The organism is Actinomyces sp. B33 (genome assembly GCF_028437565.1).
Classification (GTDB): Bacteria; Actinomycetota; Actinomycetes; order Actinomycetales; family Actinomycetaceae; genus Pauljensenia.
In genome coordinates, this window is record NZ_JAMRYR010000002.1 from 444,040 (window position 1) to 467,332 (window position 23,293).

Genomic DNA, 23,293 nt, shown 5'->3' on the forward strand with positions numbered 1-23,293 from the left:
CTCCTTCAATTAAGTCAGGAGAATATTAGCAAATTCGCAGGATGCGGATCCGCGGCGATTCGACGCTTCAGGGGGTGAGAAGCGCCACCGCCGCCGCCGGATCGGGCTTGCCGTTGGCGGTCAGCGGCAGCGCCTCGACAGCCTCCACGCGTCGGACCGTCTCCCAGGGGGCGAGGACGCCCGCCAGCTCGCGGGCGAGAACACGCGGATCGAGGCCATCGGCCCCCCGGTCGGCGACGACGACGGCCGCGACGACCTGGCCCCAGCGCTCGTCGGGGAGCCCGACGACGAGGGCGGCGCGGATCCCCTCGAGGCCAACGAGCGCCTGCTCGACGCGCGCGGGGGCGACGAGCTCGCCGCCCGTGTTGATCATCCTCGCCGCCCGGCCGACCATGCTCACCCACCCGTGGGCGTCCACGGACCCGAGGTCCCCGGTCCCCAGCCATTCGTCCCCGGTGACCACGCCCGGCCCCCGGACCTGGATCTCGCCGATCGCCCCGCTCGGGCATGGGGCCCCGTGAGCGTCGACGACCCGCAGGTCGACGTAGGGGAAGGGCCGGCCGATGGACCCGGAGGGGCCGGGGGAGTCGGGGGCCAGCATCGCGCCGGCCCCGCAGGTCTCGGTCATCCCCCAGACGTGGATCGGGGCGAGACCATGGGCGCGCATCCGGGCGTCGAGCGCGGGCGAGAGGGCGTCGCCGCCGACGAGGGGCCGGGTCCATGAGGACACGTCGCCCCCGTGCTCGTCGAGGGCGTCGAGGAGCGCGTGGCACATCGTCGGGACGACGAACATCATCGAGATCCGGTGGCGCTCGATGGCCCGGAGGATGGCGCGCGCGTCGAATCCGGGAAGGAGGACGACGGTGCCGCCGTGGCTGAAGACGTCCAGCGACGTCCCGTTGAACCCGCCGATGTGCGACATCGGCGCGCACACCCCGACGATGTCGCGCGCGGGCGAGTACTCGAAGCCGTCGCGGAAGCACGTGGACCCCCACCACAGCATCGAGTGGCTGAGCTCGACGGGCCGGGCCCGGCCCGTCGTCCCCGAGGTGAAGAGGATCGCCGCCGTCTCATAGCAGCGGGAGGGCGGATCCCCCTCGATGGCGGCCGCGCCGTCGACGGCGGCGGACAGCTCCGCCAGCGCGAGGAAACGGATCCCCCCGGGGGCGTCGACGCGCTCGCCGACGACGAGGCGCGCCCCCGCAGCCTCCACGCGCTCGACGACCTGGAGGGCGGGCAGGCGATCGGACAGGGGGACGGTGACCGCGCCGATCCACGCGCACGCCAGGTGGACGAGGAAATGCCACGCCGAGTTCGGCGCGACCACCGCGACCCGGTCTCCGGGGCCGATCCCCGCCTCGGACAGGACCGTCGCCGTCCGCCGGACGGCGACGGCGGCCTCGCCCACGGTCCACGTCCGGTCGGCCCCGACGTCGACGAGGCTGAGACGATGCGGGTGCTGCTCGGCGGCGCGCACGAGCGCGCGCGCCGGTCCGCAGTCCGGGACTGCCCTCATGACGCGACGGAGGCCGCTGCGCGCGCCCGGCGCGCCCGACGCTCCCGCAGGGAGGCGAGGACGGTGCTCGCCTCCTGGAGGGTCGTCCCCGAGTCGTCGAGGTGGGCGAGCTCCTCGGGCAGCTCGAGCCCGCGCGCCCGCATCCCCTTGGCCCACAGGAGTCCGGCGCGGTACGACGAGCGCACCATCGGACCGGCCATGACCCCGGCGAATCCCATCGACTCGGCGGTGGCCGCGAGCTCGAGGAACTCCTCGGGGTGGACCCACCGGTCGATCGGGTGATGGAGCGGCGAGGGCCGCAGGTACTGGGTGAGGGTCAGCAGGTCGCAGCCGGCGTCGTGCAGGTCGCGCATCGACGCCTCGATCTCCTCGCGGGTCTCGCCCATGCCGAGGATGAGGTTCGACTTCGTGATCATCCCTGCGTCGTGGGCCCGCCGGATCATCGCGAGCGACCGGTCGTAGCGGAAGGCCGGGCGGATCTTCTTGAAGATCCGCGGGACGGTCTCGAGGTTGTGGGCGAACACCTGCGGCCCGGCCTCGACGACCATGTCGATCGACTGCTCCTGGCCGCGGAAATCGTCGACGAGCAGTTCGACGCCGGTGCCGGGGGCGCTCGCGCGGATCAGCCGGCAGGTCTCGGCGTACAGCCAGGCCGCGCCGTCGGGCAGGTCGTCGCGCGCGACCCCCGTGATCGTCACGTAGCGCAGCTGCAAGTCGGCGACCGACTGGGCGATGCGCGCGGGCTCGTCGCGGTCGTACTCGCCGGGCCGCCCCGTCGCGATGTCGCAGAAGTCGCAGCGGCGCGTGCACAGCGCCCCGCCCAGGAGGAACGTCGCCTCCCGGTCCTGCCAGCACTCGTAGATGTTCGGGCACCCGGCCTCGGCGCACACGGTGTGCAGGCCGCGCGAGCGCGACAGGGCCCGCATGTCCTGGTAGTTGTCGCCGGCCCGGGCGGTCGTCCGGATCCACTCGGGCTTGGACTCGATGGGGGTCTGGGAGTTGCGGACCTCGACGCGCAAGAGCTTGCGGCCCTCGGGATCGGGAAGCGTGCTCATTGGGGGCTCCTATTGACGAGGCCGTCGTCGGCCGAGGCGAGCTGGGGGAGGATCGATTCGACCAGGCGGGGGAGCAGGGCGTCGGCCGCCGCCGAGACGGTCGTCGACACGCCCTCCCACGACAGGCAGGCGACGTCGGCGTCGGTCAGCCCGCAGGGGATGATCCCGCTGAACGCCGAGTCCGGGTCGATGTCGACGTTGAGGGCGAGTCCGTGGAGGGTCGCCCCCCGGGCGACCTTGAGGCCGATGGCGCAGATCTTGCGGTCCCGCCGCCCCTCGTCGGTGAGCCACACCCCGGCCCGGCCCTCGATGCGATGGGCGTCGAGGCCCCACTCGTCGCGGACCGTCGAGATGACGCCGGCCTCGACCGAGCGGATCCAGGCGACGAGGTCGACGGGCTCCCTCAGTCGGACGACGGGGTAGACGACGAGCTGGCCGGGCCCGTGCCAGGTGGCCGACCCGGCCCGGTCGACGTGGATCACGGGCAGCGGGGCGTCGGGGAGGTCCTCGGGGCGCGTGTGGCGCCCGGCGGTGATCGTCGGCGTCATCTGCGACACGACGAGGCGGTCGGGCCCCCCTCGAAGGACGTCGGCGTGGAGGCGTCGCTGAAGGTCGTCAACCTCCTCGTAGCCGACGAGGCCCGAGCCGAGCAGGTTGATGACGTCCACGAATCGACAGGGTAGCCCCCATGCGCCGACCTTTCGACTCGACGGGGGAGGCCCTCGCGGAATGAGGGGAACGCCATCATGGAGACCCGATCACGGCGCGCATCCGCCCTACGACCGAGGGCAGCAGGGCGGCCGCGATCTAGGGGACGGGATCGGCGCATGTGCCGTTTCGACGCCTGGACCGTCAAACGGCGATCTCCCCACGGGCGGGATCGGCGGAGGCGGTGGCGGTTGCGCGGGGGCCGCAGGAGCGCGCTCCTGCGGGAATCGGGCGGCCCGCCGATAGACTGGCGCCATGGCACGGACATGGACGGTTTCGCACGTGTGCTCCCTCATGGAGCGGTGGTACCCCGCGGCGACCGCGGAATCATGGGATCGGGTCGGCCTGATCCTGGGGGACGGCGACCGCCCGGTCCGCACCGTCCTCCTCGCCGTCGACCCGGTGGGGGCCGTCGCCGACGAGGCGATCGCCCTCGGGGCGGACATGATCATCACCCACCATCCGCTCCTCCTGAGGGGCGCCTCCTTCCTCCCGGAATCGGATCCCAAGGGGAGGATCGTCGCCCGCCTGATCCGTGCGGGGATCGCCCTGCTCAACGCGCACACGAACGCCGACTGCGCCTCGGACGGCGTGGCCCGGGCCCTCGCCGACCTCGTGGGGATCCGGGGCGCCGTCCCCTTCGAGGAGGCGGGCACCGACGACGAGGGCCGTCCGATCGGGCACGGCAGGATCGGCCAGATCGACCCGATGAGCCTCTCCGACCTCGCCGATCTCGTCGCCTCGCGCCTGCCGGAGGGGCCCACGGGCCTCCTCGTCGGCGGGGACGAGGAGCGGATCGTCGAGCGCGTCGCGGTCTCCGGCGGCTCGGGGGACTCCTTCCTCGGCCGCGTCCGCGACCTCGGCGCCGACGCCTACCTGTGCGCCGACCTGCGCCACCACCCGGCCTCGGAGCACCTGGAGGCGGGCTCCCCGGCGCTGCTGTGCGCGAGCCACTGGGCGACCGAGTGGCCATGGCTGCCGGTCCTGGCCGAACGGCTCGCGAGGGCCGAGGCCCGCGACGACGCGGGGGTCGAGGTCGTAGTCTCTACCATTGTCACCGAGCCGTGGACCAGCCACCGGCCGACCCAGGGAGGACGCGCGTGAACGCTTCGCATCAGGACCAGCTGCTCCTGCTCGACCTGCAGGACCTCGATCGGCGCGAGTCCTCGCTGCGCCACCGCCGCGACTCCCATCCCGCCCACGCCACGGTCCGGGAACTCGCCGGACGGGCCGAGGACCTCCAGCGCGCCGCGATCGCCCAGACGGCGGTGATCTCCGACATCGGCCGGGAGATCACCCGCATCGAGGACGAGCTCGCCAAGGTCTCCGAGCGCCGCGCCCGCCAGCAGGGCCGGATCGAGGCGAACCAGGTCCCGCTGCGCGACATCTCGTCGATGGAGCACGAGATCGCCCAGATGGATCTGCGCCTGAGGAGCCTGGAGAACGACCAGCTCGCCGCCGAGGAACGCCGCGAGGCCGCCGAGGCCGCGCGTACGGCGATGAGGGACGAGGCCGCGGCCATCGCCGCCGACGTCGAGGCCGCCAAGGCCTCCTTCGCCGAGGACACGGCCGCGACCGATGAGGAGCTGCGCGAGGTCATCGCGCGCCGCCGCGATCTCGCCGCGTCCGTGCCGGCGGGCCTCCTCGACGAGTACGAGCACGCTCGGAGCCGCAACGGGGTCCTCGCCGTCCTCGAGGTCCGCGACGGCTACGGCGTCGGCGTGGCCGCCGACCTCTCCCCCCTCGAGCTCGAGCAGATCCGCCTGACCCCCGACGACAGGCTCTACATCACCGAGGACACCCAGCAGATCGTCGTGCGCACCCTCCCGGGCGAAAGGGCCTGACCGTCCCTCAATCGATGACGAGGACGACGGAGCGGATCGTCCCGCCCGCGCGCGTCGCCCGCGCCTCGTCGATCTCGACGTCGACGACGCGATGCTCGTCCCTGGACGCGTCGCGCGCCCGCAGGCCCCGGGCGATCCGGTCGACGGCCTCGGCGGCCTCCCCCGACGGGGCCTCGGCGAGCAGCGCCCGGGTCAACAGCCCCCGCCACTTCTTCGCGTCGTGGGAGACCGTGCGCCGCACTCCCTCGCGCTCCCGGACGACGCCGACCCTCAGGACCCGGGCCCAGGGGGCCGGGCAGGCCTGGCGGTAGGGTCCCGACCTCATATCGAGCACCTCCTGCGACCCGGTCTCCTCGCGCAGCGCCGGCTCGAGGCGGGGGCGCCAGAAGGCGGCGAGACTACCGACGCCCGGCAGGTCGCGGCCCATGGCGAGACGATGATCGGGCAGGGGATCGGCGGGGGAGACGACGCCGAAGAGCCCGGAGAAGATCCTCACCGGCAGGGAGTCGAGGGCCCCCGGGGCGACCAGGTCGAGTCGGGCGGCCCCGTAGAGGACCCCGGTGAAGAGGCGGGCGGCGGGGGCGCACGCGGAGCCGTGCAGCGCGAGGTTCGAGGCGATCTCCTGCGCTGACCGGGCGCCGAGCCCGAGGACCTCGAGGGCGTCGGGGCGGGCGCTCGCAGCCGAGAGCGCGTCGATGACGCGGATCCGATCGTCGCGCAGCCCCGGCAGGACGAGGCGATCCAGGTCGAGGGCGGGGCCCGTGGACGGAGGGGTCTTCCCCTCGGAAGGGGGCAGCCAGATGCGCATGCGGGCACCCTAACCGGTGTGGGGTAGGATCGGCGATGCGGATGAGTCGGTCGGGCGGCCGCGCGGGCGCGAGCCCTCGAGGAACGTCCGGGCTCCACAGGGCAGGGTGGTGGCTAACGGCCACCCGGGGCGACCCGCGGGACAGTGCCACAGAGAACAGACCGCCGCGGCCAGTCCGCGGTCAGGGTGAAACGGTGGGGTAAGAGCCCACCAGCGATGCGGGTGACCGCATCGGCTCGGCAAACCCCACCCGGAGCAAGACCGAGCAGCGAGCAGGGCGGCCCGTCCGATGCTCGCGGGTAGGTCGCTGGAGGCCTGCGGCGACGCAGGTCCTAGAGAGATGGTCGCCGCCGCGCCACCGGTGACGGTGCGCGGAACAGAACCCGGCGTACAGGCCGGCTCATCCGCGCCCCGCCGACGCCCAGGTTCGCGTACGCGCGGCAGACCGCGCACGGGGGGCGGGGCGGCTCGGGCCGTTCAGGGGCGCTGGCGCTGCTGGGCGGCGTACCAGGCGGCCCCGACGATCCCCGCCGTGTTGAAGAGCGCGGCCGGCACCATCGGCGTCTTGAGGTCGAGCAGGGGCATGAACTTCTCGTGGTTCTTCGACACGCCCCCTCCGACGACGAACAGGTCGGGGGAGAAGAGCATCTCGACGTGGGAGTAGTAGCGCTGGAGCCGCTTCGCCCACTTCTTCCACGACAGGTCCTGGAGGGTCTTCTGCCCCGACGACGCGCGCTTCTCGGCGTCGTGGCCGTCGATCTCGAGGTGGCCGAGCTCGGTGTTGGGCAGGAGCTTGCCGTCGTGGACGATGGCCGTGCCGATCCCGGTGCCCAGAGTCGTGATGATGACGATGCCGTCGACGCCCTTGGCCGCTCCGTAGGCGATCTCGGCCAGGCCGGCCGCGTCGGCGTCATTGAGGGGGACGACGTCGCGCCCGAGGACCCGGTCCATGAGTGCGTCGACGTCGATGCCGACCCATGACTCGTCGAGGTTGGCCATGAAGGGGATGACACCGTGGATGACCGGAGCGGGGAAGGCGATGCCGACGGGGACGTCCGGGCCGACCCCGAGCTCGTCGAGGAGTCGGCGGCATACGTCGGCGACGGCCTCCGGGGTGGCCGGTCGGGGGGTGTCGATGCGCAGCCGCTCGCTGGAGAACTCCCCGGTGGCAAGGTCGACGAGGGCGGCCTTGATGCCCGATCCGCCGATGTCGATTCCGCATGCCGTCTGTGCCATTGCCCCTCCCAGGTGCTCGTCGTCGTCCACGAATCGTAACCCAGGGCCCGGTCGCGGGACCGGAGCCGCGGTGGCCGGCCTCATGGCAGGGTGAGGATCTCGGGACCGTCTTCGGTGACGACGATCGTGTGCTCGAACTGCGCGGTGCGCGAGCGGTCGGCGGTGACGACCGTCCAGTCGTCGTCCCATTGCTCCCATTCGACGCCGCCGAGGGTGAGCATCGGCTCGACGGTGAAGACCATCCCCGGCTCGATGACGGTGTCGTAGCGGGGGGCGGCGTCGTAGTGGGGGATGATGAGCCCGGAGTGGAAGGCCTCGCCGACGCCGTGACCGGTGTAATCGCGAACGACCCCGTACTCGAAGCGCTTGGCGTAGGACTCGATGACCCTGCCGATGACGTTGACCTCGCGACCGGTCCTGGCAGCCTTGATGCCCCGCATCATGGCCTCGCGGGTCCGCTCGATGAGCAGGTGGGACTCCTCGTCGACCTCTCCGACCTCGAACATCGCGCAGGTGTCGCCGTGGACTCCGTCGACGTAGGCGGTGATGTCGACGTTGACGATGTCGCCCTCCGTGAGGGGGCGGTCGTCGGGGATCCCGTGGCAGATCACCTCGTTGACCGACGTGCACAGCGACTTGGGGAATCCCATGTACCCCAGGCAGGACGGATAGGCGCCGTTGTCGATGAGGAACTCGTGGCCGATGCGGTCGAGCTCGTCGGTGGTCACCCCGGGGGCGACGGCGCGCCCGACGGCCTCGAGGGCCCGGGCGGCGATCGACCCGGCCCGGCGGATCCGCTCGATGGTCGAGGCGTCCTTGACGTCGGAGGCGGTGACGCGCTCGGGCCCGTCGTGGAACATGTACTCGGGGCGCTCGATCGATGAGGGGACGTCGCGGCGGGGGGAGACCCGTCCGGGGACGAGGTCGCCCAGGGGGGCGCGGGAGGCGAGAACGGAAGGGTGAGTCATGCGCACAGCGTAGACCCGCGCTCCTGCGGCGGTCACTCGTCCCTGTAGTTGCCCTCGCCGGGGAATGCGCGGGCGCGCACCGATTCGACGTAGTCGCGGGTCGCCGATTCGAGGGCGGCGCCGAGCTCGCCGAAGCGACGGACGAACGAGGGGACCCATTCGGTCATCCCCGCCATGTCGGAGGACACGAGGACCTGGCCGTCGGTCGCCGGGCCCGCGCCGATGCCGATGGTCGCCATAGTGGTGGCGGCGGTGATCTCGGCGGCGAGGGACGCGGGGACCATCTCGAGGACGACGGCGAAGGCGCCGGCCTCCTCGAGGGCGCGGATGTCGGCCAGGAGGCGTTCGCGGGAATCCCCGCGGCCCTGCATCCGCGGCCCCCCCAGGAGGTTCTCGCTCTGCGGCGTGTAGCCGACGTGGGCGCATACCGGGATGCCGGCGTCGACGAGGGCGCGGATGATCGGGGCCCGTTGGGCGCCCCCCTCGAGTTTGACGGCGTGGGCGCCGACGCGCATGAGGCGCGCGGCGGAGTCGAAGGCGCGCCGGGGGTCGTCCTCGTAGGTGCCGAAGGGCAGGTCGGCGACGACCATGACCCGGTGGACGGACCGGCACACGGACGCGGTCGCGCGCTCCATGTCGTCGAGGGTGACGGGGATCGTCGACGAGTGGCCGAGGACGACGTTGCCGTAGGAATCCCCGACGAGGAGCATGTCGACGCCCGCGGCCTCGAAGATCGGCGCGGTGAGCGCGTCGTAGGCGGTGAGCATCGTGATCGGCGTCCCCAGGGCCTTGGCCTGGGCGATGTGATGGATCCTCACTCGCCCGGGCGCGATCCCCGTCGTCGACGGGGTCTGCGCGGGTTCGGGGGTGATGCGGGACATGGGTTCTCCTGTGGTCGTCGGTTGTCCGGCCCAGGGTAGTCCTCGTCGCCGATCGCGGGGCGACGAGGCCCAGATCGACGCGGACGGGGAGGGGAGCGCGCGTCCTGGCGCACTATCATGGCCCGGGGCGCATGCGCGCCCGTGACCCGGATGAAGGAAGCAGGACATGGCCGGCAATGCCCCCGACCTCGATCCCCTCGACGAAGCTGCGGTCGACGACCTCGTCGCCCGCGCCCTCGTCGACATCGAGAACGCCAGCGGACTCGACGAGCTCAAGGCGGTGCGCGCCCGCTGCCTGGGCGACGGCGCCCCCCTCGTGGAGGCCAATCGGAGGATCGGCTCCCTCGAGCCGACGATGCGGGGGGCGGCCGGCCGCGCCCTGGGCGGCGCGCGTTCGGCGCTGACGGAGGCGCTCGACGCCCGGCAGGCCGTCCTCGAGGCCGCTCATGAGGCCCGCCTCCTCGTCGAGGAGGCCGTCGATGTCACGGTGCCGACCCGGCGCACCCCCTTCGGCGCCCGCCATCCCCTGGAGACGCTGATGGAAGAGGTCGCCGACTTCTTCGTGTCGATGGGGTGGGAGATCGCCGAGGGGCCGGAGATCGAGCACGAGTGGTTCAACTTCGACTCGTTGAACTTCGACATCGACCATCCCGCGCGTCAGATGCAGGACACCCTCTACGTCGACGGGACGAGCGCGGGAGGCTCCGAGCCGGGGGACTCCCACCTCGTCATGCGCACCCACACCTCGCCGGTCCAGTCCCGGGCGATGCTCTCCCGCGGCGTCCCGCTCTACGTCGCCTGCCCCGGCAAGGTCTTCCGGTCCGACGCCCTCGATGCCACCCACACCCCGGTGTTCCACCAGGTCGAGGGCCTCGCCGTCGACAAGGGGCTGACGATGGCCCACCTCAAAGGCGTCCTCGACCACTTCGCCCGGGCGATGTTCGGCCCCGATGCCCGCACCCGCCTGCGCCCCTCGTTCTTCCCCTTCACCGAGCCGAGCGCCGAGATGGACCTGTGGTTCCCGCAGAAGAAGGGCGGCGCCGGGTGGATCGAGTGGGGCGGCTGCGGCATGGTCAACCCGAACGTCCTGCGCGCCAGCGGTATCGACCCGCAGGAGTACTCGGGCTTCGCCTTCGGCATGGGCATCGAGCGCACGCTCATGCTGCGCCACGGCATCTCCGACATGCACGACATCGTCGAGGGGGATGTCCGGTTCTCCCAGCAGTTCGGCCTCAACGGAAAGGGGCGATGACATGCCCATGATCCCGCTCAGCTGGCTCTGCGACCACGTCGACGTCGAGCCGGGAACCACCGCGGAGGACCTCGCCGCCGCACTCGTGCGCGTCGGCCTGGAGGAGGAGGCGATCCACCCGGCCCGCGTCACCGGACCCCTCGTCGTCGGGCGCGTCCTGACCCGCGTGGAGGAGACCGCCTCGAACGGCAAGGTCGTCAACTACTGCCGCGTCGACGTCGGGGAGCACAACGACGCCCCCGGCACCGGCAAGGAGCCGTCCGACCTGCCCAGTCGCGGCATCATCTGCGGCGCCCACAACTTCGAGGCCGGCGACCTCGTCGTCGTCTGCCTGCCCGGGGCGGTCCTGCCCGGGGACTTCGCGATCGCCGCGCGCAAGACCTACGGGCACATCTCCGACGGGATGATCTGCTCGGCGCGGGAGCTGGGGCTCGGGGAGGACCACGACGGCATCATCGTCCTGACCGAGCAGTACCCCGACCGACGGATCCCCGAGCCCGGCACCGACATCGTCTCCTGGCTCGGACTGGGGGAGGAGGTCCTGGAGATCAACGTCACCCCGGACCGCGGCTACTGCTTCTCCATGCGGGGGGCCGCCCGCGAGTACTCCCATTCGACCGGGGCGGTCTTCCGCGACCCGGGCCTGCCCGGCGTTCTCGTCGACTCGGTCCCCGAGGCGACGCCCGACGGGTTCGACGTCCGCCTCGCCGACTCCTCCCCGATCCGGGGGCGGGCCGGCGCGGACCGCTACGTCGCGCGCATCGTCCGGGGCGTCGACCCGCAGGCGCCGACCCCTCGCTGGATGGCCGAGCGCCTGGAGATGGCGGGGATGCGGTCGATCTCGCTGTCCGTCGACGTGACGAACTACGTGATGCTCGACCTGGGCCAGCCGATGCACGCCTACGACCTCGATTCCCTCGCGGCGCCGGTCGTCGTGCGCCGCGCGCGCGCCGGGGAGTCCCTGACGACCCTGGACGGGCAGTCCCGCGCCCTCGACCCCGAGGACCTGCTCATCACCGACTCGCCCGATGCCGAGGGGTCGCGCGTCATCGGCTTGGCGGGCGTCATGGGAGGCGAGTACTCCGAGGTCTGCCCGACGACCCGCGACATCCTCCTCGAAGCCGCGCACTTCGATTCCGTGTCGGTCGCGCGCACGTCTCGCCGTCACCGTCTCCACTCCGAGGCCGCCAAGCGCTTCGAGCGCGGCACCGATCCCCTCCTGCCGGGGGTCGCCGCCCAGCGGGCGGTCGACCTGCTCGTCGAGTACGGAGGGGGGACGGCCGACCCGGCGGTCTGCGACGTCTCGGACCTGCCCGCCCCGACGCGCGTGCGGATGGGCGTCGACGAGCCCGAGCGCCTGACCGGCGTGGCCCTCGACCCCCGTCGGGTCCGCGGCCTCCTGGAGACCGTCGGCTGCCGGGTCGACGGTCCTGACGCCGACGGCGTCCTCACGGTCGTCGCCCCGTCGTGGCGCCCCGATATCACCGGTCCGGCCGACCTCGTCGAGGAGATCGCCCGACTCGACGGCTACGACCGGATCCCGGCGGTCCTGCCGCCGGCGCCCGCGGGCCGCGGGCTGACGCGGGCCCAGAGGGCGCGGCGCCTGGCCTCCGACGCCCTCGCGCAGGCCGGCCTGACCGAGGTCGAGTCCTACCCCTTCGTCTCCGACTCCTTCGACCGGCAGGGGATGGGGGCCGAGGACCCGCGTCGCAGGGCGCTGCGCCTGCGCAATCCGATGGCCGACGACGCGCCGTTGCTGCGCACGTCGATCCTCGACACCCTCCTGGACGTCGCGGGTCGGAACATCGCGCGCTCGAACAGCCATGTGGCGGTCTTCGAGACCGGCATGGTCGCCCGCCCGGAGGGGATGGTCCCGGCGGGGCTGCCGTCGGCGCAATCGCGCCCCGATGACGAGGTCGTCGCGGCCCTCCTGGCCGGTACCCCGGCGCAGCCGTGGCACATCGGCGCGGTGCTGTGCGCGGATGCGACGGCCCCCGGGGTCCTGTCGACGCCCCGCCCCTACGACTGGGCGGATGCCGTGGAGGCGGTCCGGCGCGTCGCCGGCGCCCTCGGCGTGCGCGTCGAGGTCACCCGGGCGTGGACGCCGGAGGAGGCGCGGGTCTCAGGCCCGCCGATGCCGCGCGCGGCGACGGACCCCGCCGAGGTCGCCCCCTTCCATCCGGGCCGCGTCGCCCGGGTCTTCGTGCGGGCCGGGCGGGATCTCGTCGACGTCGCCCTGGCGGGCGAGCTGAGCCCGGCGGCGTGCCTGGCCTTCGGGCTGCCGGCTCGCAGCTGCGGCTTCGAGATGGACCTGGACGCCCTCGTCGGGGCGATGCCCGTCGATCCGATCCAGGTGTCCGCCGTGTCGACCTACCCGTTGGCGAAGGAGGACATCGCCCTCGTCGTCGACGCCGACGTGCCGGTCTCGCGGGTCGAGCAGGTCGTCCGTCAGGGGGCGGGGTCCCTGGCCGAGGAGGTGCGACTCTTCGACGTCTACGAGGGGGATCAAGTGCCGGAGGGGAAGCGGTCTTTGGCCTTCGCCCTGCGGTTGCGGGCACCGGATCGGACGTTGACGGCGCAGGAGGCCGCGCGGGTCCGCTCCGATGTGGTCGCCAAGGCTCGCAAGCTCCTGGGAGCCGAGCTGCGGGGCTGAAGTCCCTGACGGCGGCCGCCGGACCGGAATCGACCGTGTGCATCCCGACTCAAAACGGGGATGGCTTCGGTCGGCCGGTCCGGCATTCTGCCACACTGGGGGCATGCGAATCCTGGTTACCGCCTCCTCCAAGCACGGGTCCACCGACGAGGTCGCCGACGCGATCGCCGAGCGTCTGGGCGCAGGGGGCCACGAGGTCGACAGGATCGCCCCCGAGGACGTCGAGTCGGTCGACGCCTACGGCGCGGTGGTCGTCGGATCGGCCGTCTACATCCTCCAGTGGATCCCTCAGGCCCATGACTTCATGGATCGCTTCGCCGAGCAGCTCGAAGGAATGCCGGTGTGGGCGTTCTCCGTGGGGATGAACGGGGTGCCCAAGCACGCTCCGCAGGACCCGACCCGGATCGGTCCGCTGCTGACGCGCGTCGAGGCCAACGACGTGCGCTCGTTCGCGGGGCGCTACGATCCGGAGGTGCTGACGCTGCGCGAGCGGTCGGTGGCCCGACTGGCCGGCGTCGTCGAGGGGGATTTCCGGGACTGGGACGCGATCGGCGCGTGGGCCGACTCGATCGTCGAGGAGCTGGCTGCGCACGAGTGAATCCCGCGCGAGTGAATTCTGTTTCGATGAGCGATCACTGAACATGTAATCATGCGTAAGGCTGTATAGTCATGCATATGATGTTGACAGCAGCCGTCGCCGGCGCCTCCGGCTACGCCGGGGGAGAGGCTCTCAGGATCCTCGCCTCCCACCCGTCGATCACCGTCACCACCGTCACCGCGGGGGCCTCCGCAGGGGCCCGCCTGTCCGACCTCCACCCCCACATCCCCTCGCTCGGGGACCTCGTCATCGAGGAGACCACTCCCGAGGCCCTCGCCGGGCACGACCTCGTCGTCCTCGCCCTGCCCCACGGCCACTCCGGCGCGATCGGCGACGCCCTCGACCGGCTCGACGACACCGGCGTCATCGCCGACTGCGCCGCCGACCATCGGCTCACCAACCCTGAGGAATGGCGGCGCTACTACGGCGGGGGCCACGCCGGCTCCTGGACCTACGGTATGCCCGAGCTGCTCCACGCCGGCGAGACCCGGCCCCTCGCCCAACGACGCGCCCTGAGCCGGACCGGGCGGATCGCCGTCCCCGGCTGCAACGTCACCGCCGTCACCCTCGCCATCCAGCCCGCCGTGGCCGCCGGCCTCGTCGATGCCTCCCACCTGACCGCCACCCTCGCCGTCGGCTACTCCGGCGCCGGACGGGCCCTCAAACCGCACCTGCTGGCCTCCCAGGCCCTCGGCACCATGGCCCCCTACGGGGTCGGCGGCACCCATCGGCACATCCCGGAGATCCTCCAGAACCTGACGACGGCCGGTGGAGCCGACCTCGCCCTGACTTTCACCCCCGTCCTCGTGCCCGTCTCGCGCGGCATCCTCGCGACCGTCGTCGCGCCCCTCGTCGACGGCGTCGACGCCCAGCGGATCGAGGAGGCCTACCGGGTCTATGCCGACGAGCCCCTCGTTGACGTCCTGGCCGCCGGCTCCCACCCGACGACCGGCCCCCTGACCGGCACCGGCCGCGCCGCCGTATCGACGAGCATCGACGAGCGCGCCGGCACCCTGACCGCGATCGCCGCCATCGACAACCTCGGCAAGGGCACGGCGGCGGCCGCCGTCCAGAGCGCGAACATCGCCCTCGGCCTCGACGAGTACGCAGGAGTCCCCATGATCGGAGTCGCCCCGTGAACGCCAGAGGAGTGACCGCCGCACGCGGATTCTCCGCCGCCGGAGTCGCCGCCGGGATCAAGTCCTCCGGCGGGCGCGACGTCGCCCTCGTCGTCAACGAGGGCCCGATCGCCGCATCCGCCGGCGTCTTCACCTCCAACAGGATCGTCGCCGCCCCCGTGACCCTGACCCGCCGCCACCTGCGCGAGCGCGGCCTTCGCGCCGTGATCCTCAACTCCGGCGGCGCCAACGCCTGCACCGGTGAGGGCGGGGCCGAGGACGCCCGCGCGACCGCCGAGCGGGTCGCCGCCCTCCTGGGGATCGACACGGCCGAGGTCGGCGTGTGCTCGACGGGGATGATCGGCCAGCGCCTCCCCATGGACGCGCTCCTGGCGGGCGCCCAGCGGTGCGCCCGCGAGCTCTCCGACGGCCCCGACGCCGCCTCACGGGCGGCCGACGCGATCCGCACGACCGACACCGTCGCCAAGACCGCGGCGCGAACCCGGGACGGATGGACGATCGGCGGCATGGCCAAAGGGGCGGGCATGCTCGCCCCCGGCCTGGCGACGATGCTGTGCGTCCTGACGACCGATGCCGTCATCGACTCGGCTCGGGCCCAGGACTGCCTCGACGAGGCCGTGCGCACGACCTTCAACCGGACCGACTCCGACGGCTGCATGTCGACGAACGACTCCGTCCTCCTCCTGGCCTCCGGGGCCAGCGGCGCCGCTCCCGACGAGGAGGCCTTCACCGAGGAACTGCGCGCCGTGTGCGCGGACCTCTCTCGTCAGCTCATCGCCGACGCCGAGGGAGCCTCGCACGACATCGAGATCCGAGTCGTCGGGGCCTCCAGCCAGAACGCCGGCGAGGCCGTCGCCCGCGCCGTCGCCCGATCCAATCTCTTCAAGACCGCGGTCTTCGGGAACGACCCCAACTGGGGGAGGATCCTCTCTCAGATCGGCACCGTCCCCGCCTCGATCGCCCCCTACGAGCCCGACGACATCGACGTGTCGATCAACGGCGTCATGGTCTGCCGCGGCGGCGGGGTCGGACAGGACCGGGATCTCGTCGACATGTCCGCTCGCGAGGTCCGCGTCGTCATCGACCTCAAAGCCGGGGTCGAGGAGGTCGTCGTGTGGACCAACGACCTCACCCACGACTACGTGCACGAGAACTCCGCCTACTCGTCCTGATTAAGGAGGCACGATGACGAACGGACCGATCGCCGGCTCGTGGGCCGAGCGCTACGCGCATTCGGTGATGAACACCTTCGGCGCCCCGCAGATGGTCCTCGCCTCGGGCGAGGGCGCGGTCGTCGTCGACGAGCACGGACGCGAATACCTGGACCTGCTCGGCGGGATCGCCGTCAACGCCCTGGGGCACGCGCACCCGCGGATCGTCGCCGCCGTGAGCGAGCAGCTCGCCCGGCTCGGCCATGTCTCGAACTTCTTCGCCACCGAGCCCCAGATCCGGCTCGCCGAGCGCCTCATCGCCCTGGCCGGGGCCGGAGACTCCGGCCGGGTGTTCTTCACGAACTCCGGCACCGAGGCCAACGAGTGCGCCCTGAAGATCGTCAAGGCGCACGCGGCGGCCGCCGACCGCCCCCGGATCCTCGCCCTCGAGCACGCCTTCCACGGGCGCAGCACCGGAGCCCTGTCCCTGACGTGGAAGGACGCCTACCGCCGGCCCTTCGCCCCCCTGATCCCCGGCGTCGAATTCCTCCCGGCCGGCGACCCCGACGCCCTCGAGGCCGCCATGGGGCCCGACGTCGCCGGCCTCTTCCTCGAACCGATCCAGGGCGAGGCCGGGGTCGTCGTCATCGACGACGACTACCTGCGCCTGGCGCGCGAGGTCACGAGCCGCTGCGGGGCCCTCCTCGTCGTCGACGAGGTCCAAACCGGGATGGGGCGGACTGGCCGCTGGCTGGCCCACACCGCCTCAGGGATCGAGCCCGACGTCGTCACCCTCGCCAAGGGGCTCGGCGCGGGCCTGCCCATCGGGGCCTGCCTGACCCGCGGCGCGGCCTCCAACCTCCTCCGGCCGGGACTGCACGGGACGACCTTCGGCGGCAACCCCGTGTGCGCGGCCGCCGGCCTCGCCCTCATCGAGACGATCGAGGACGAGGGCCTCCTCGAGCGCTGCCGCCTCCTCGGCGAGCGGTGGGGGGCCGAGCTGCGCGCCGCCGGAGTCCCCGGACTCGTCGAGGTCAGAGGACGGGGCCTGCTCCTCGGCCTCGAATTCGACGCCCCCATCGCCGCGCACCTCGTCGCGCTCGCCCGCGACGCCGGGTTCATCATCAACGCCACCGGGCCCGCCACCGTGCGCCTCGCCCCGCCGCTGATCCTCACCGACGCCCAGGCGGATTCCTTCACCCGGGCACTCCCCGCCCTCGCTGGCCGGGCGCTCTCAGAACAGCAGGAGGAGGGGGCCCATGCCTGACGCCGTCCCGCAGACCAAAACCGCCAGGCGTGAGACGATCCGGGCCCTCCTCGCCGAGGAGGCCATCGGGTCCCAGGAGAAGCTGCGCTCCCGACTGCGAGACCGGGGGATCGACGTCACCCAGGCCACGCTCTCGCGCGACCTCATGGACATGCGGGCGACGAAGGCCCGCGGCGCCGGCGGAGCCCTCATGTACTCCCTCCCCGAAGCCGACGACGAGCGCGGCGCCGACCCCCGGGCGGCCCGGGTGCGCCTGGCGCGCTGGTGCCAGTCCCTCCTCGTCGCCTCCGTGCGCATCGGCAACCAGCTCGTCCTGCGCACCCCCGTCGGGGCCGCCAACCTCTTGGGATCGGCCATCGACGCCGTGCGCTTCGAGGAGATCGCCGGCACCATCGCCGGCGACGACACTCTCCTCGTCATCTGCCGTTCGGACGAGGAAGCACGCCTTCTCGAGTCCTCCCTGATGGAGCTCGCCGAACCCGGCGCCGGACCCGAACTCTGACGCCTCCAACGGGCCGCGCACGACCGCGGCCATCACATGAAAAGGACACCGAAATGACGAACAGTAAGGACCGCGTGGTCCTGGCCTACTCCGGCGGACTCGACACCTCCGTCGCCATCGGGTGGATCGGCGAGCAGACCGGCCGGGAGGTCGTCGCCGTCGCCGTCGACGTCGGCCAGGGAGGGGAGGACCTCGAGGTGATCCGTCAGCGGGCCCTCGACTGCGGGGCCATCGAGGCCTACGTCGCGGACGCCCGCGACGAGTTCGCCGAGGAGTACTGCATGCCGGCCCTCAAGGCCAACGCCCTCTACGAGGGCAAGTACCCGCTGGTGTCCGCCCTGTCCCGCCCGGTCATCGTCAAGCACCTCGTGCACGCCGCCCGTGAGTTCGGCGCGACGACGGTCGCCCACGGATGCACCGGCAAGGGCAACGACCAGGTCCGATTCGAGGTGTCGATCACGTCGATGGCCCCCGACATGAACTGCATCTCCCCGGTCAGAGACCTCGCCCTGACCCGGGACGTCGCCATCGACTACGCCGAGAAGCACGATCTGCCGATCGAGACGACGAAGCACAACCCCTTCTCCATCGACCAGAACGTGTGGGGCCGAGCCGTCGAGACCGGATTCCTCGAGGACCTGTGGAACGCCCCCACGAAGGACGTCTACGTCTACACCGACGACCCGACGTACCCGCCGCTGCCCGACGAGGTCGTCATCTCCTTCGAGAAGGGCGTCCCGGTCGCGATCGACGGGCGCCGGGTCACCCCCCTCGAAGCGATCCAAGAGCTGAACCGCCGAGCGGGGGCCCAGGGCATCGGGCGGATCGACATGGTCGAGGACCGGCTCGTCGGCATCAAGTCGCGCGAGGTCTACGAGGCCCCCGGCGCCGTCGCGCTCATCGAGGCCCACCAGGCCCTCGAATCGGTCACCCTCGAGCGCCTCCAGCGCCGCTACAAGCGGCAGATGGAGCAGACGTGGGGCGAACTCGTCTACGAGGCCCAGTGGTACTCGCCGCTCAAGCGCTCGATGGACGCGTTCATCGAGGACACTCAGACGTACGTGACGGGGGACATCCGCATGGTCCTCCACGGGGGGCGCGCCACCGTCAACGGGCGCAGGTCCGAGGCCTCCCTCTACGACTTCAACCTGGCGACGTACGAGACGGGCGACACCTTCGACCAGTCGTCCTCGCGGGGCTTCATCGACATCTACGGCCTCCAGTCCAAGCTCGCGGCCGCTCGCGACGTGCGGATGGGCGGTGGAGCCGGGTACTGAGCCCTCCCGCCCGATGACGGTGCGGGCCGGGCCCCGGGGCCCGGCCCGCACCCGTTCATTGCAGGTCGATCGCGATCCCCGATCGGTTCCGGACCCGACTCGACCGCCGATTAGAATCGTTCCCGATGAGCACCCCAGTCCCACCGAGCCCCTCCGCGGCCTCCGCCCACTCGGCGAGGCCCCTCGGCTCCTCCCGCGTCCCCTCGGGCCGCGGCCCCCTCTGGTCGATCCTCAACGCCCCCCGCTTCTTCCTCATCGACGTGCTCTCGGCACTGGGGCGGGCGCTGCGACTGAACCGCGAGGGCGCCCTCGACGCGATCGTCATCTGCCTCTTCTTCTTCGGCTTCGCCGGTCAGGGCTTTCGCTACCTCCTCGGTTTCTACGGTTCTGCGGCGCCCATGGCCCTCCTGTTCGTCGCTTTCTGGGCGTCGTTCTTCTCCACGGATCGAGTGATCGCCATCCGGCGGATCTCGACGTCGGTGTCCCTGTTCGTCTTCCTCTGCGCGATCAGCCTCTCGTGGTCCGCCTACCCGTTCTCCACCGCGGTCTCGGCGATCGTCAGCATCGGCGTCTCCCTCGTCGGGACCGGCATCGCCATCGCCCTGCCGATGGACCGCCTGCTGCACTGCCTGATCCGCTCCTTCCAGTGGATCCTCGGGGCGTCCTACGCCCTTGAGGCCTACGTCGCGCTGATTCGCGGGGCGAAACTGCCTCCGTGGACGATGCGCGACCAGGCGGAGATCCCCGCGATGTCCTACTGGGTCGAGGGGAATCTGCTGCGCGGAGGGCCGATCCAGGGCTTCATGGGCAATCGGAACCCCCTGGCCTTCGTCGCCCTCCTCCTGTTGATCTGCGTCGCCCTGCGGTGGCTGGACAACCGGGATCGGAGCTGGTCGGCCCTCGTGTGGATCGGGGCGTGCGCGGCGACCCTCCTGCTCACCCAATCGGCGACGGTGACGATGGCGGGGGTCGGCTGCGCGGTGGTCATGGCCGCCTTCATGGCGGTCAAGGCCGCTCCCGCCGATCTGCGCCACCGCATCGCCCGGGGGTTGCTCGCCGGGGGCCTCGTCGTCGCGGCCTCCTCGTTCCTCCTCAGGCGGCCGATCACCGAGATCTTCGACCGGAGCCCCGACATGTCCGGGCGCGGCGACATCTGGAGGGCCCTGCTGCCGCTGTGGCAGGAGCGGCCGATCCTCGGATGGGGCTGGACGATCGGCTGGCCGGCCGAGCTCGAGATGTTCGCCCATCTCGTGCCGCGCTCCGACGGGACTCCGACGACCCAGGCCCATAACGCGACGATCGAGGCCGGCTTCCAGCTCGGGGTCGTCGGGGCGTTCTTCTTCCTCATGTGCGTCGCCTGGGTGTACTTCGGGGTCTTTCGCGTGGCGATCAGCCATCTCGACGACAACTTCATGGATCTCGCGCCGTTCATCATCCTCACCGCGCTCATCATCCAATCCCTCACCGAATCCCGATTCCTCTTCGAGGGGAACTGGATGCTGTTCGTCGCCCTGGCGACCTGGCTCAAGGTCCGCGGCAACGCCCCCGCCACCCGGGGCAGATGGCGGGCCGACGCCCCCTCGCCAGACCCCATGCCCGTCCCATGACCGATCGGAGAACCCTTCCATGACGACGACACCCGCGCCCCGTGACGAGCGGCTGAGCCTGTGGGGCGGACGCTTCGCAGGGGGGCCGGCGGACGCCCTGGCGGCGCTGTCCGTGTCCACCCACTTCGACTGGCGCCTCGCCCGAGCGGACATCGCCGGGTCGCACGCCCACGCCGATGCCCTTCACGCGGCGGGCCTCCTCGACGACGACGAGATCGTCGCCATGCACGAGGCCCTCGGCCGTCTCGACGCCGACGTCGCGTCGGGGGAATTCGCGGCCGGCCCGCTCGACGAGGACGTCCACACCGCCCTCGAGCGCGGCCTCCTCGAGCGCGCGGGCGAGGAACTCGGCGGGAAGCTGCGCGCCGGGCGCTCGCGCAACGACCAGATCGCGACGCTGATCCGCATCTACCTGCGCGAGGAGGCCCGTTATCTGGCCGGCCGGGTCCTCGACGTCGCCGACGCGCTCGTCGGCCAGGCGCGCGCCGCGGGGCACGCGGTGATGCCGGGGCGCACGCATATGCAGCACGCGCAGCCGGTCCTCGTCGCCCACCACTTGATGGCCCACGTGTGGCCGCTGATCCGCGACGTCGAGCGCCTGGTGGACTGGGATCGCAGGGCCGCCGTGTCCCCCTACGGGTCGGGGGCCCTGGCGGGCAACACCCTGGGCATGGATCCGCGGGCGGTCGCGACGGCCCTGGGCTTCGACGATTCGACGCCGAACTCGATCGACGGCACGGCCTCGCGCGACGTCGTCGCCGAGTTCTCCTTCGTCATGGCGATGACGGGCGTCGACGTCTCGCGCCTGTGCGAGGAGATCGTCATCTGGAACACGAAGGAGTTCGGCTACGTCGAGCTCGACGATTCCTTCGCGACGGGGTCGTCGATCATGCCCCAGAAGAAGAATCCGGATGTCGCCGAGCTCGGGCGCGGCAAGGCCGGGAGGCTCATCGGCGACCTGACCGCCCTCTTGACCGTCCTCAAGGGGATCCCGCTGGCCTACGACCGCGACCTGCAGGAGGACAAGGAGCCCGTTTTCGACCAGATCGACACCCTCGACCTGCTCCTGCCGGCCGTGTCCGGGATGGTGGCGACGATGCGGATCGACTACGCCCGGCTCGCCGAGCTGGCGCCTCAGGGATTCTCCTTGGCGACCGACATCGCCGAGTGGCTCGTGCGCCGGGGAATGCCCTTCCGCAGCGCTCACGAGGTCGCGGGCGCGTGCGTGCGGATCGCGGAGTCGCGGGGGGCGGAGCTGTCCGATCTGACGGACGAGGAGCTGGCCCGCGCGTCGGGGATGCTGACCTCGGAGGTCCGCGAGGTCCTGACGGTCGAGGGGTCCGTGGGGGCCCGACTGGGCCGGGGAGGGACGGCGCCCGCCCGCGTCGACGAGCAACTCGACGAGGCCGGCGCCCGACTGGCGGCGCTCCGGTCCTGGTGCTCGGCGAACGGGTAGACTTGCCGCGCCCGATCCCGGGCGCCGTGGAGGAAGGATTGAATCCGTGACGGATCTGTTGGACGAACTGCAGTGGCGCGGCCTCGTGGCCCAGCACACCGATCTGGAGGCTCTGCGCGAGCACCTGGCGGCGGGGCCGGTGACCTTCTATTGCGGGTACGATCCGACGGCCGCCTCGCTCCATCACGGGCATCTCGTCCAGCTGATCCTCATGCGCCATCTCCAGCTGGCCGGCCATCGGCCTCTGGCGCTCGTGGGAGGGGCAACCGGTCAGATCGGGGACCCGCGACAGTCGGGCGAGCGCCAACTCCAGCCGACGGAGGTGGTCCGCGGGTGGGCGGACAACCTGCGCGCCCAGATCTCGCGGTTCCTCGATTTCGAGGGGCCGGCGGCGGCGACGATGGTCAACAACCTCGACTGGACGCAGGAGATGTCGGCCATCGATCTGCTGCGCGGGGTCGGCAAGCACTTCCGGATCGGGACGATGCTCGCGAAGGATATCGTCGCCCGCCGTTTGGCCTCGGACGAGGGGATCTCGTACACGGAGTTCAGCTACCAGGTGCTCCAGGCCAATGATTTCCTCGAGCTCTTCCGGCGTCACGGCTGCACGCTCGAGACGGGGGGGAACGACCAGTGGGGGAACATGCTCGGTGGGGTCGAGCTGATCCACAAGGTCGAGGGCGCCCAGACGCATGTGCTGACGACGCCGATCATCACGAAGTCGGACGGGACGAAGTTCGGTAAGTCCGAGGGCGGGGCGATCTGGCTCGATCCGACGATGATGAGCCCGTACGCCTTCTACCAGTTCTGGTTGCAGGTCGCCGATGCGGACGTCATCCGTTTCCTCAAGATCTTCACCTTCCTGGATCGCGAGTCGATCGGGGCCCTGGAGGCCGAGGTCGCCGAGCGGCCGCATCAGCGCGCGGCTCAGCGGGCGCTGGCCGAGGAGGTGACGCGTTTGGTCCACGGGGACGCCGAGTTGGCGCGCGTGCTGGCCGCGACGCAGGCTCTGTGGGGCGGGGGGGACCTCAGGGAGATCGACGAGGCGACGTTGACCGCGGCGACAGCGGACCTTCCGCGGGCGACGCTGACGGTGGGGTCTTCGACGATCATCGATGCGCTCGTCGACACGGGGCTGGAGAAGGGGCGCGGGGCTGCTCGCCGCACGGTCGCCGCGGGCGGCGCCTCGGTGAACAACGTCAAGGTGGTCGATGAGGACGCGCCGTTGAGCGAGGCCGGCCTGCTCGCGGGGGGGCGGGTCCTGATCCGCAAGGGCCGCCGTCATCTCGCGGTCGTCGATTTCGGCTGAGCAGCTGCCGCGCGTCGAACCGGTAGGGCTGTTGCGGCGAATGTGATCGGCCCCACTCATGCGGGC

20 protein-coding genes and 1 other RNA gene are annotated in these 23,293 nt (G+C 71.8%); 14 read left to right on the plus strand and 7 right to left on the minus strand.

Annotated features, from left to right (window positions below; all coding sequences use genetic code 11):
* Nucleotides 1–67 precede the first annotated feature (67 nt).
* The 3 genes from M3T53_RS04555 to lipB are packed head-to-tail and all read right to left on the minus strand — an operon-like array spanning nucleotide 68 to nucleotide 3,239.
* A complete protein-coding gene (locus tag M3T53_RS04555; protein WP_272433267.1) occupies nucleotides 68–1,516 on the minus strand; it encodes a class I adenylate-forming enzyme family protein in 1,449 nt (482 codons plus the stop codon).
* The gene (gene lipA / locus M3T53_RS04560; protein WP_272433268.1) at nucleotides 1,513–2,571 is read right to left on the minus strand and encodes a lipoyl synthase; all 1,059 of its coding nucleotides are present in this window, start codon (nucleotides 2,569–2,571) and stop codon (nucleotides 1,513–1,515) included. Before lipA ends, M3T53_RS04555 begins: the two co-directional genes overlap by 4 nt.
* Nucleotides 2,568–3,239 carry a lipoyl(octanoyl) transferase LipB gene (lipB, locus tag M3T53_RS04565; protein WP_272433269.1) on the minus strand — a complete coding sequence of 224 codons (672 nt, stop codon included), beginning with the start codon at nucleotides 3,237–3,239 and terminating at the stop codon, nucleotides 2,568–2,570. Before lipB ends, lipA begins: the two co-directional genes overlap by 4 nt.
* Nucleotides 3,240–3,534: 295 nt before the next feature.
* Between lipB and M3T53_RS04570 the strand changes: the two genes are divergently transcribed.
* Nucleotides 3,535–4,383 carry a Nif3-like dinuclear metal center hexameric protein gene (locus M3T53_RS04570; protein WP_272433270.1) on the plus strand — a complete coding sequence of 283 codons (849 nt, stop codon included), beginning with the start codon at nucleotides 3,535–3,537 and terminating at the stop codon, nucleotides 4,381–4,383.
* Nucleotides 4,380–5,123 carry a zinc ribbon domain-containing protein gene (locus M3T53_RS04575; protein WP_272433271.1) on the plus strand — a complete coding sequence of 248 codons (744 nt, stop codon included), beginning with the start codon at nucleotides 4,380–4,382 and terminating at the stop codon, nucleotides 5,121–5,123. The genes M3T53_RS04570 and M3T53_RS04575 overlap by 4 nt, the downstream gene beginning before the upstream one ends.
* A gap of 7 nt (nucleotides 5,124–5,130) precedes the next feature.
* On the opposite strand, the gene M3T53_RS04580 is transcribed toward M3T53_RS04575, so the two are convergent.
* Entirely contained in the window at nucleotides 5,131–5,931 is an 801-nt protein-coding gene (locus tag M3T53_RS04580; protein ID WP_272433273.1) for a YaaA family protein, read from the minus strand.
* 42 nt (nucleotides 5,932–5,973) lie between these two features.
* Here M3T53_RS04580 and rnpB point away from each other — a divergent pair.
* An RNA gene (rnpB, locus tag M3T53_RS04585) (RNase P RNA component class A) lies at nucleotides 5,974–6,338 on the plus strand.
* Nucleotides 6,339–6,408: 70 nt separating this feature from the next.
* Here the strand turns inward: rnpB and ppgK are convergent.
* The 3 genes from ppgK to panB form a co-directional block, all read right to left on the minus strand.
* Nucleotides 6,409–7,167: a polyphosphate--glucose phosphotransferase gene (gene ppgK, locus M3T53_RS04590; RefSeq protein WP_272433274.1), complete on the minus strand. Its 759-nt coding sequence runs from the start codon at nucleotides 7,165–7,167 to the stop codon at nucleotides 6,409–6,411.
* 80 nt (nucleotides 7,168–7,247) lie between these two features.
* Complete coding sequence (gene map, locus M3T53_RS04595) at nucleotides 7,248–8,135, minus strand: type I methionyl aminopeptidase (protein WP_272433275.1); 888 nt, start codon at nucleotides 8,133–8,135, stop codon at nucleotides 7,248–7,250.
* 32 nt (nucleotides 8,136–8,167) lie between these two features.
* The gene (gene panB, locus M3T53_RS04600) at nucleotides 8,168–9,016 is read right to left on the minus strand and encodes a 3-methyl-2-oxobutanoate hydroxymethyltransferase (RefSeq protein ID WP_272433276.1); all 849 of its coding nucleotides are present in this window, start codon (nucleotides 9,014–9,016) and stop codon (nucleotides 8,168–8,170) included.
* Between the two features lie 166 nt (nucleotides 9,017–9,182).
* On the opposite strand from panB, the gene pheS reads away from it, so the two are divergent.
* From pheS to tyrS, 11 genes are all read left to right on the plus strand, one after another.
* Complete coding sequence (gene pheS, locus M3T53_RS04605) at nucleotides 9,183–10,268, plus strand: phenylalanine--tRNA ligase subunit alpha (protein WP_272433277.1); 1,086 nt, start codon at nucleotides 9,183–9,185, stop codon at nucleotides 10,266–10,268.
* Between the two features lies 1 nt (nucleotide 10,269).
* Nucleotides 10,270–12,921, plus strand: a complete 2,652-nt coding sequence (pheT, locus tag M3T53_RS04610; protein WP_272433278.1) for a phenylalanine--tRNA ligase subunit beta — start codon at nucleotides 10,270–10,272, stop codon at nucleotides 12,919–12,921.
* A gap of 103 nt (nucleotides 12,922–13,024) precedes the next feature.
* Complete coding sequence (locus tag M3T53_RS04615; RefSeq protein ID WP_272433279.1) at nucleotides 13,025–13,519, plus strand: flavodoxin domain-containing protein; 495 nt, start codon at nucleotides 13,025–13,027, stop codon at nucleotides 13,517–13,519.
* 77 nt (nucleotides 13,520–13,596) lie between these two features.
* On the plus strand, nucleotides 13,597–14,658 hold the full coding sequence (gene argC / locus M3T53_RS04620) for an N-acetyl-gamma-glutamyl-phosphate reductase (RefSeq protein WP_272433280.1): 1,062 nt from the start codon (nucleotides 13,597–13,599) through the stop codon (nucleotides 14,656–14,658).
* Nucleotides 14,655–15,830 carry a bifunctional glutamate N-acetyltransferase/amino-acid acetyltransferase ArgJ gene (argJ, locus tag M3T53_RS04625; protein WP_272433282.1) on the plus strand — a complete coding sequence of 392 codons (1,176 nt, stop codon included), beginning with the start codon at nucleotides 14,655–14,657 and terminating at the stop codon, nucleotides 15,828–15,830. The genes argC and argJ overlap by 4 nt, the downstream gene beginning before the upstream one ends.
* A gap of 13 nt (nucleotides 15,831–15,843) precedes the next feature.
* Nucleotides 15,844–17,076 carry an acetylornithine transaminase gene (locus M3T53_RS04630; RefSeq protein ID WP_272433283.1) on the plus strand — a complete coding sequence of 411 codons (1,233 nt, stop codon included), beginning with the start codon at nucleotides 15,844–15,846 and terminating at the stop codon, nucleotides 17,074–17,076.
* A complete protein-coding gene (gene argR / locus M3T53_RS04635; protein ID WP_272433284.1) occupies nucleotides 17,069–17,578 on the plus strand; it encodes an arginine repressor in 510 nt (169 codons plus the stop codon). The genes M3T53_RS04630 and argR overlap by 8 nt, the downstream gene beginning before the upstream one ends.
* Nucleotides 17,579–17,631: 53 nt before the next feature.
* On the plus strand, nucleotides 17,632–18,855 hold the full coding sequence (locus tag M3T53_RS04640; RefSeq protein ID WP_272433285.1) for an argininosuccinate synthase: 1,224 nt from the start codon (nucleotides 17,632–17,634) through the stop codon (nucleotides 18,853–18,855).
* 125 nt (nucleotides 18,856–18,980) lie between these two features.
* Nucleotides 18,981–20,462, plus strand: a complete 1,482-nt coding sequence (locus tag M3T53_RS04645) for an O-antigen ligase family protein (RefSeq protein ID WP_272433286.1) — start codon at nucleotides 18,981–18,983, stop codon at nucleotides 20,460–20,462.
* Between the two features lie 19 nt (nucleotides 20,463–20,481).
* Nucleotides 20,482–21,918: an argininosuccinate lyase gene (gene argH, locus M3T53_RS04650; protein ID WP_272433287.1), complete on the plus strand. Its 1,437-nt coding sequence runs from the start codon at nucleotides 20,482–20,484 to the stop codon at nucleotides 21,916–21,918.
* 46 nt (nucleotides 21,919–21,964) lie between these two features.
* Entirely contained in the window at nucleotides 21,965–23,227 is a 1,263-nt protein-coding gene (gene tyrS / locus M3T53_RS04655) for a tyrosine--tRNA ligase (RefSeq protein WP_272433288.1), read from the plus strand.
* Nucleotides 23,228–23,293: the final 66 nt, after the last annotated feature.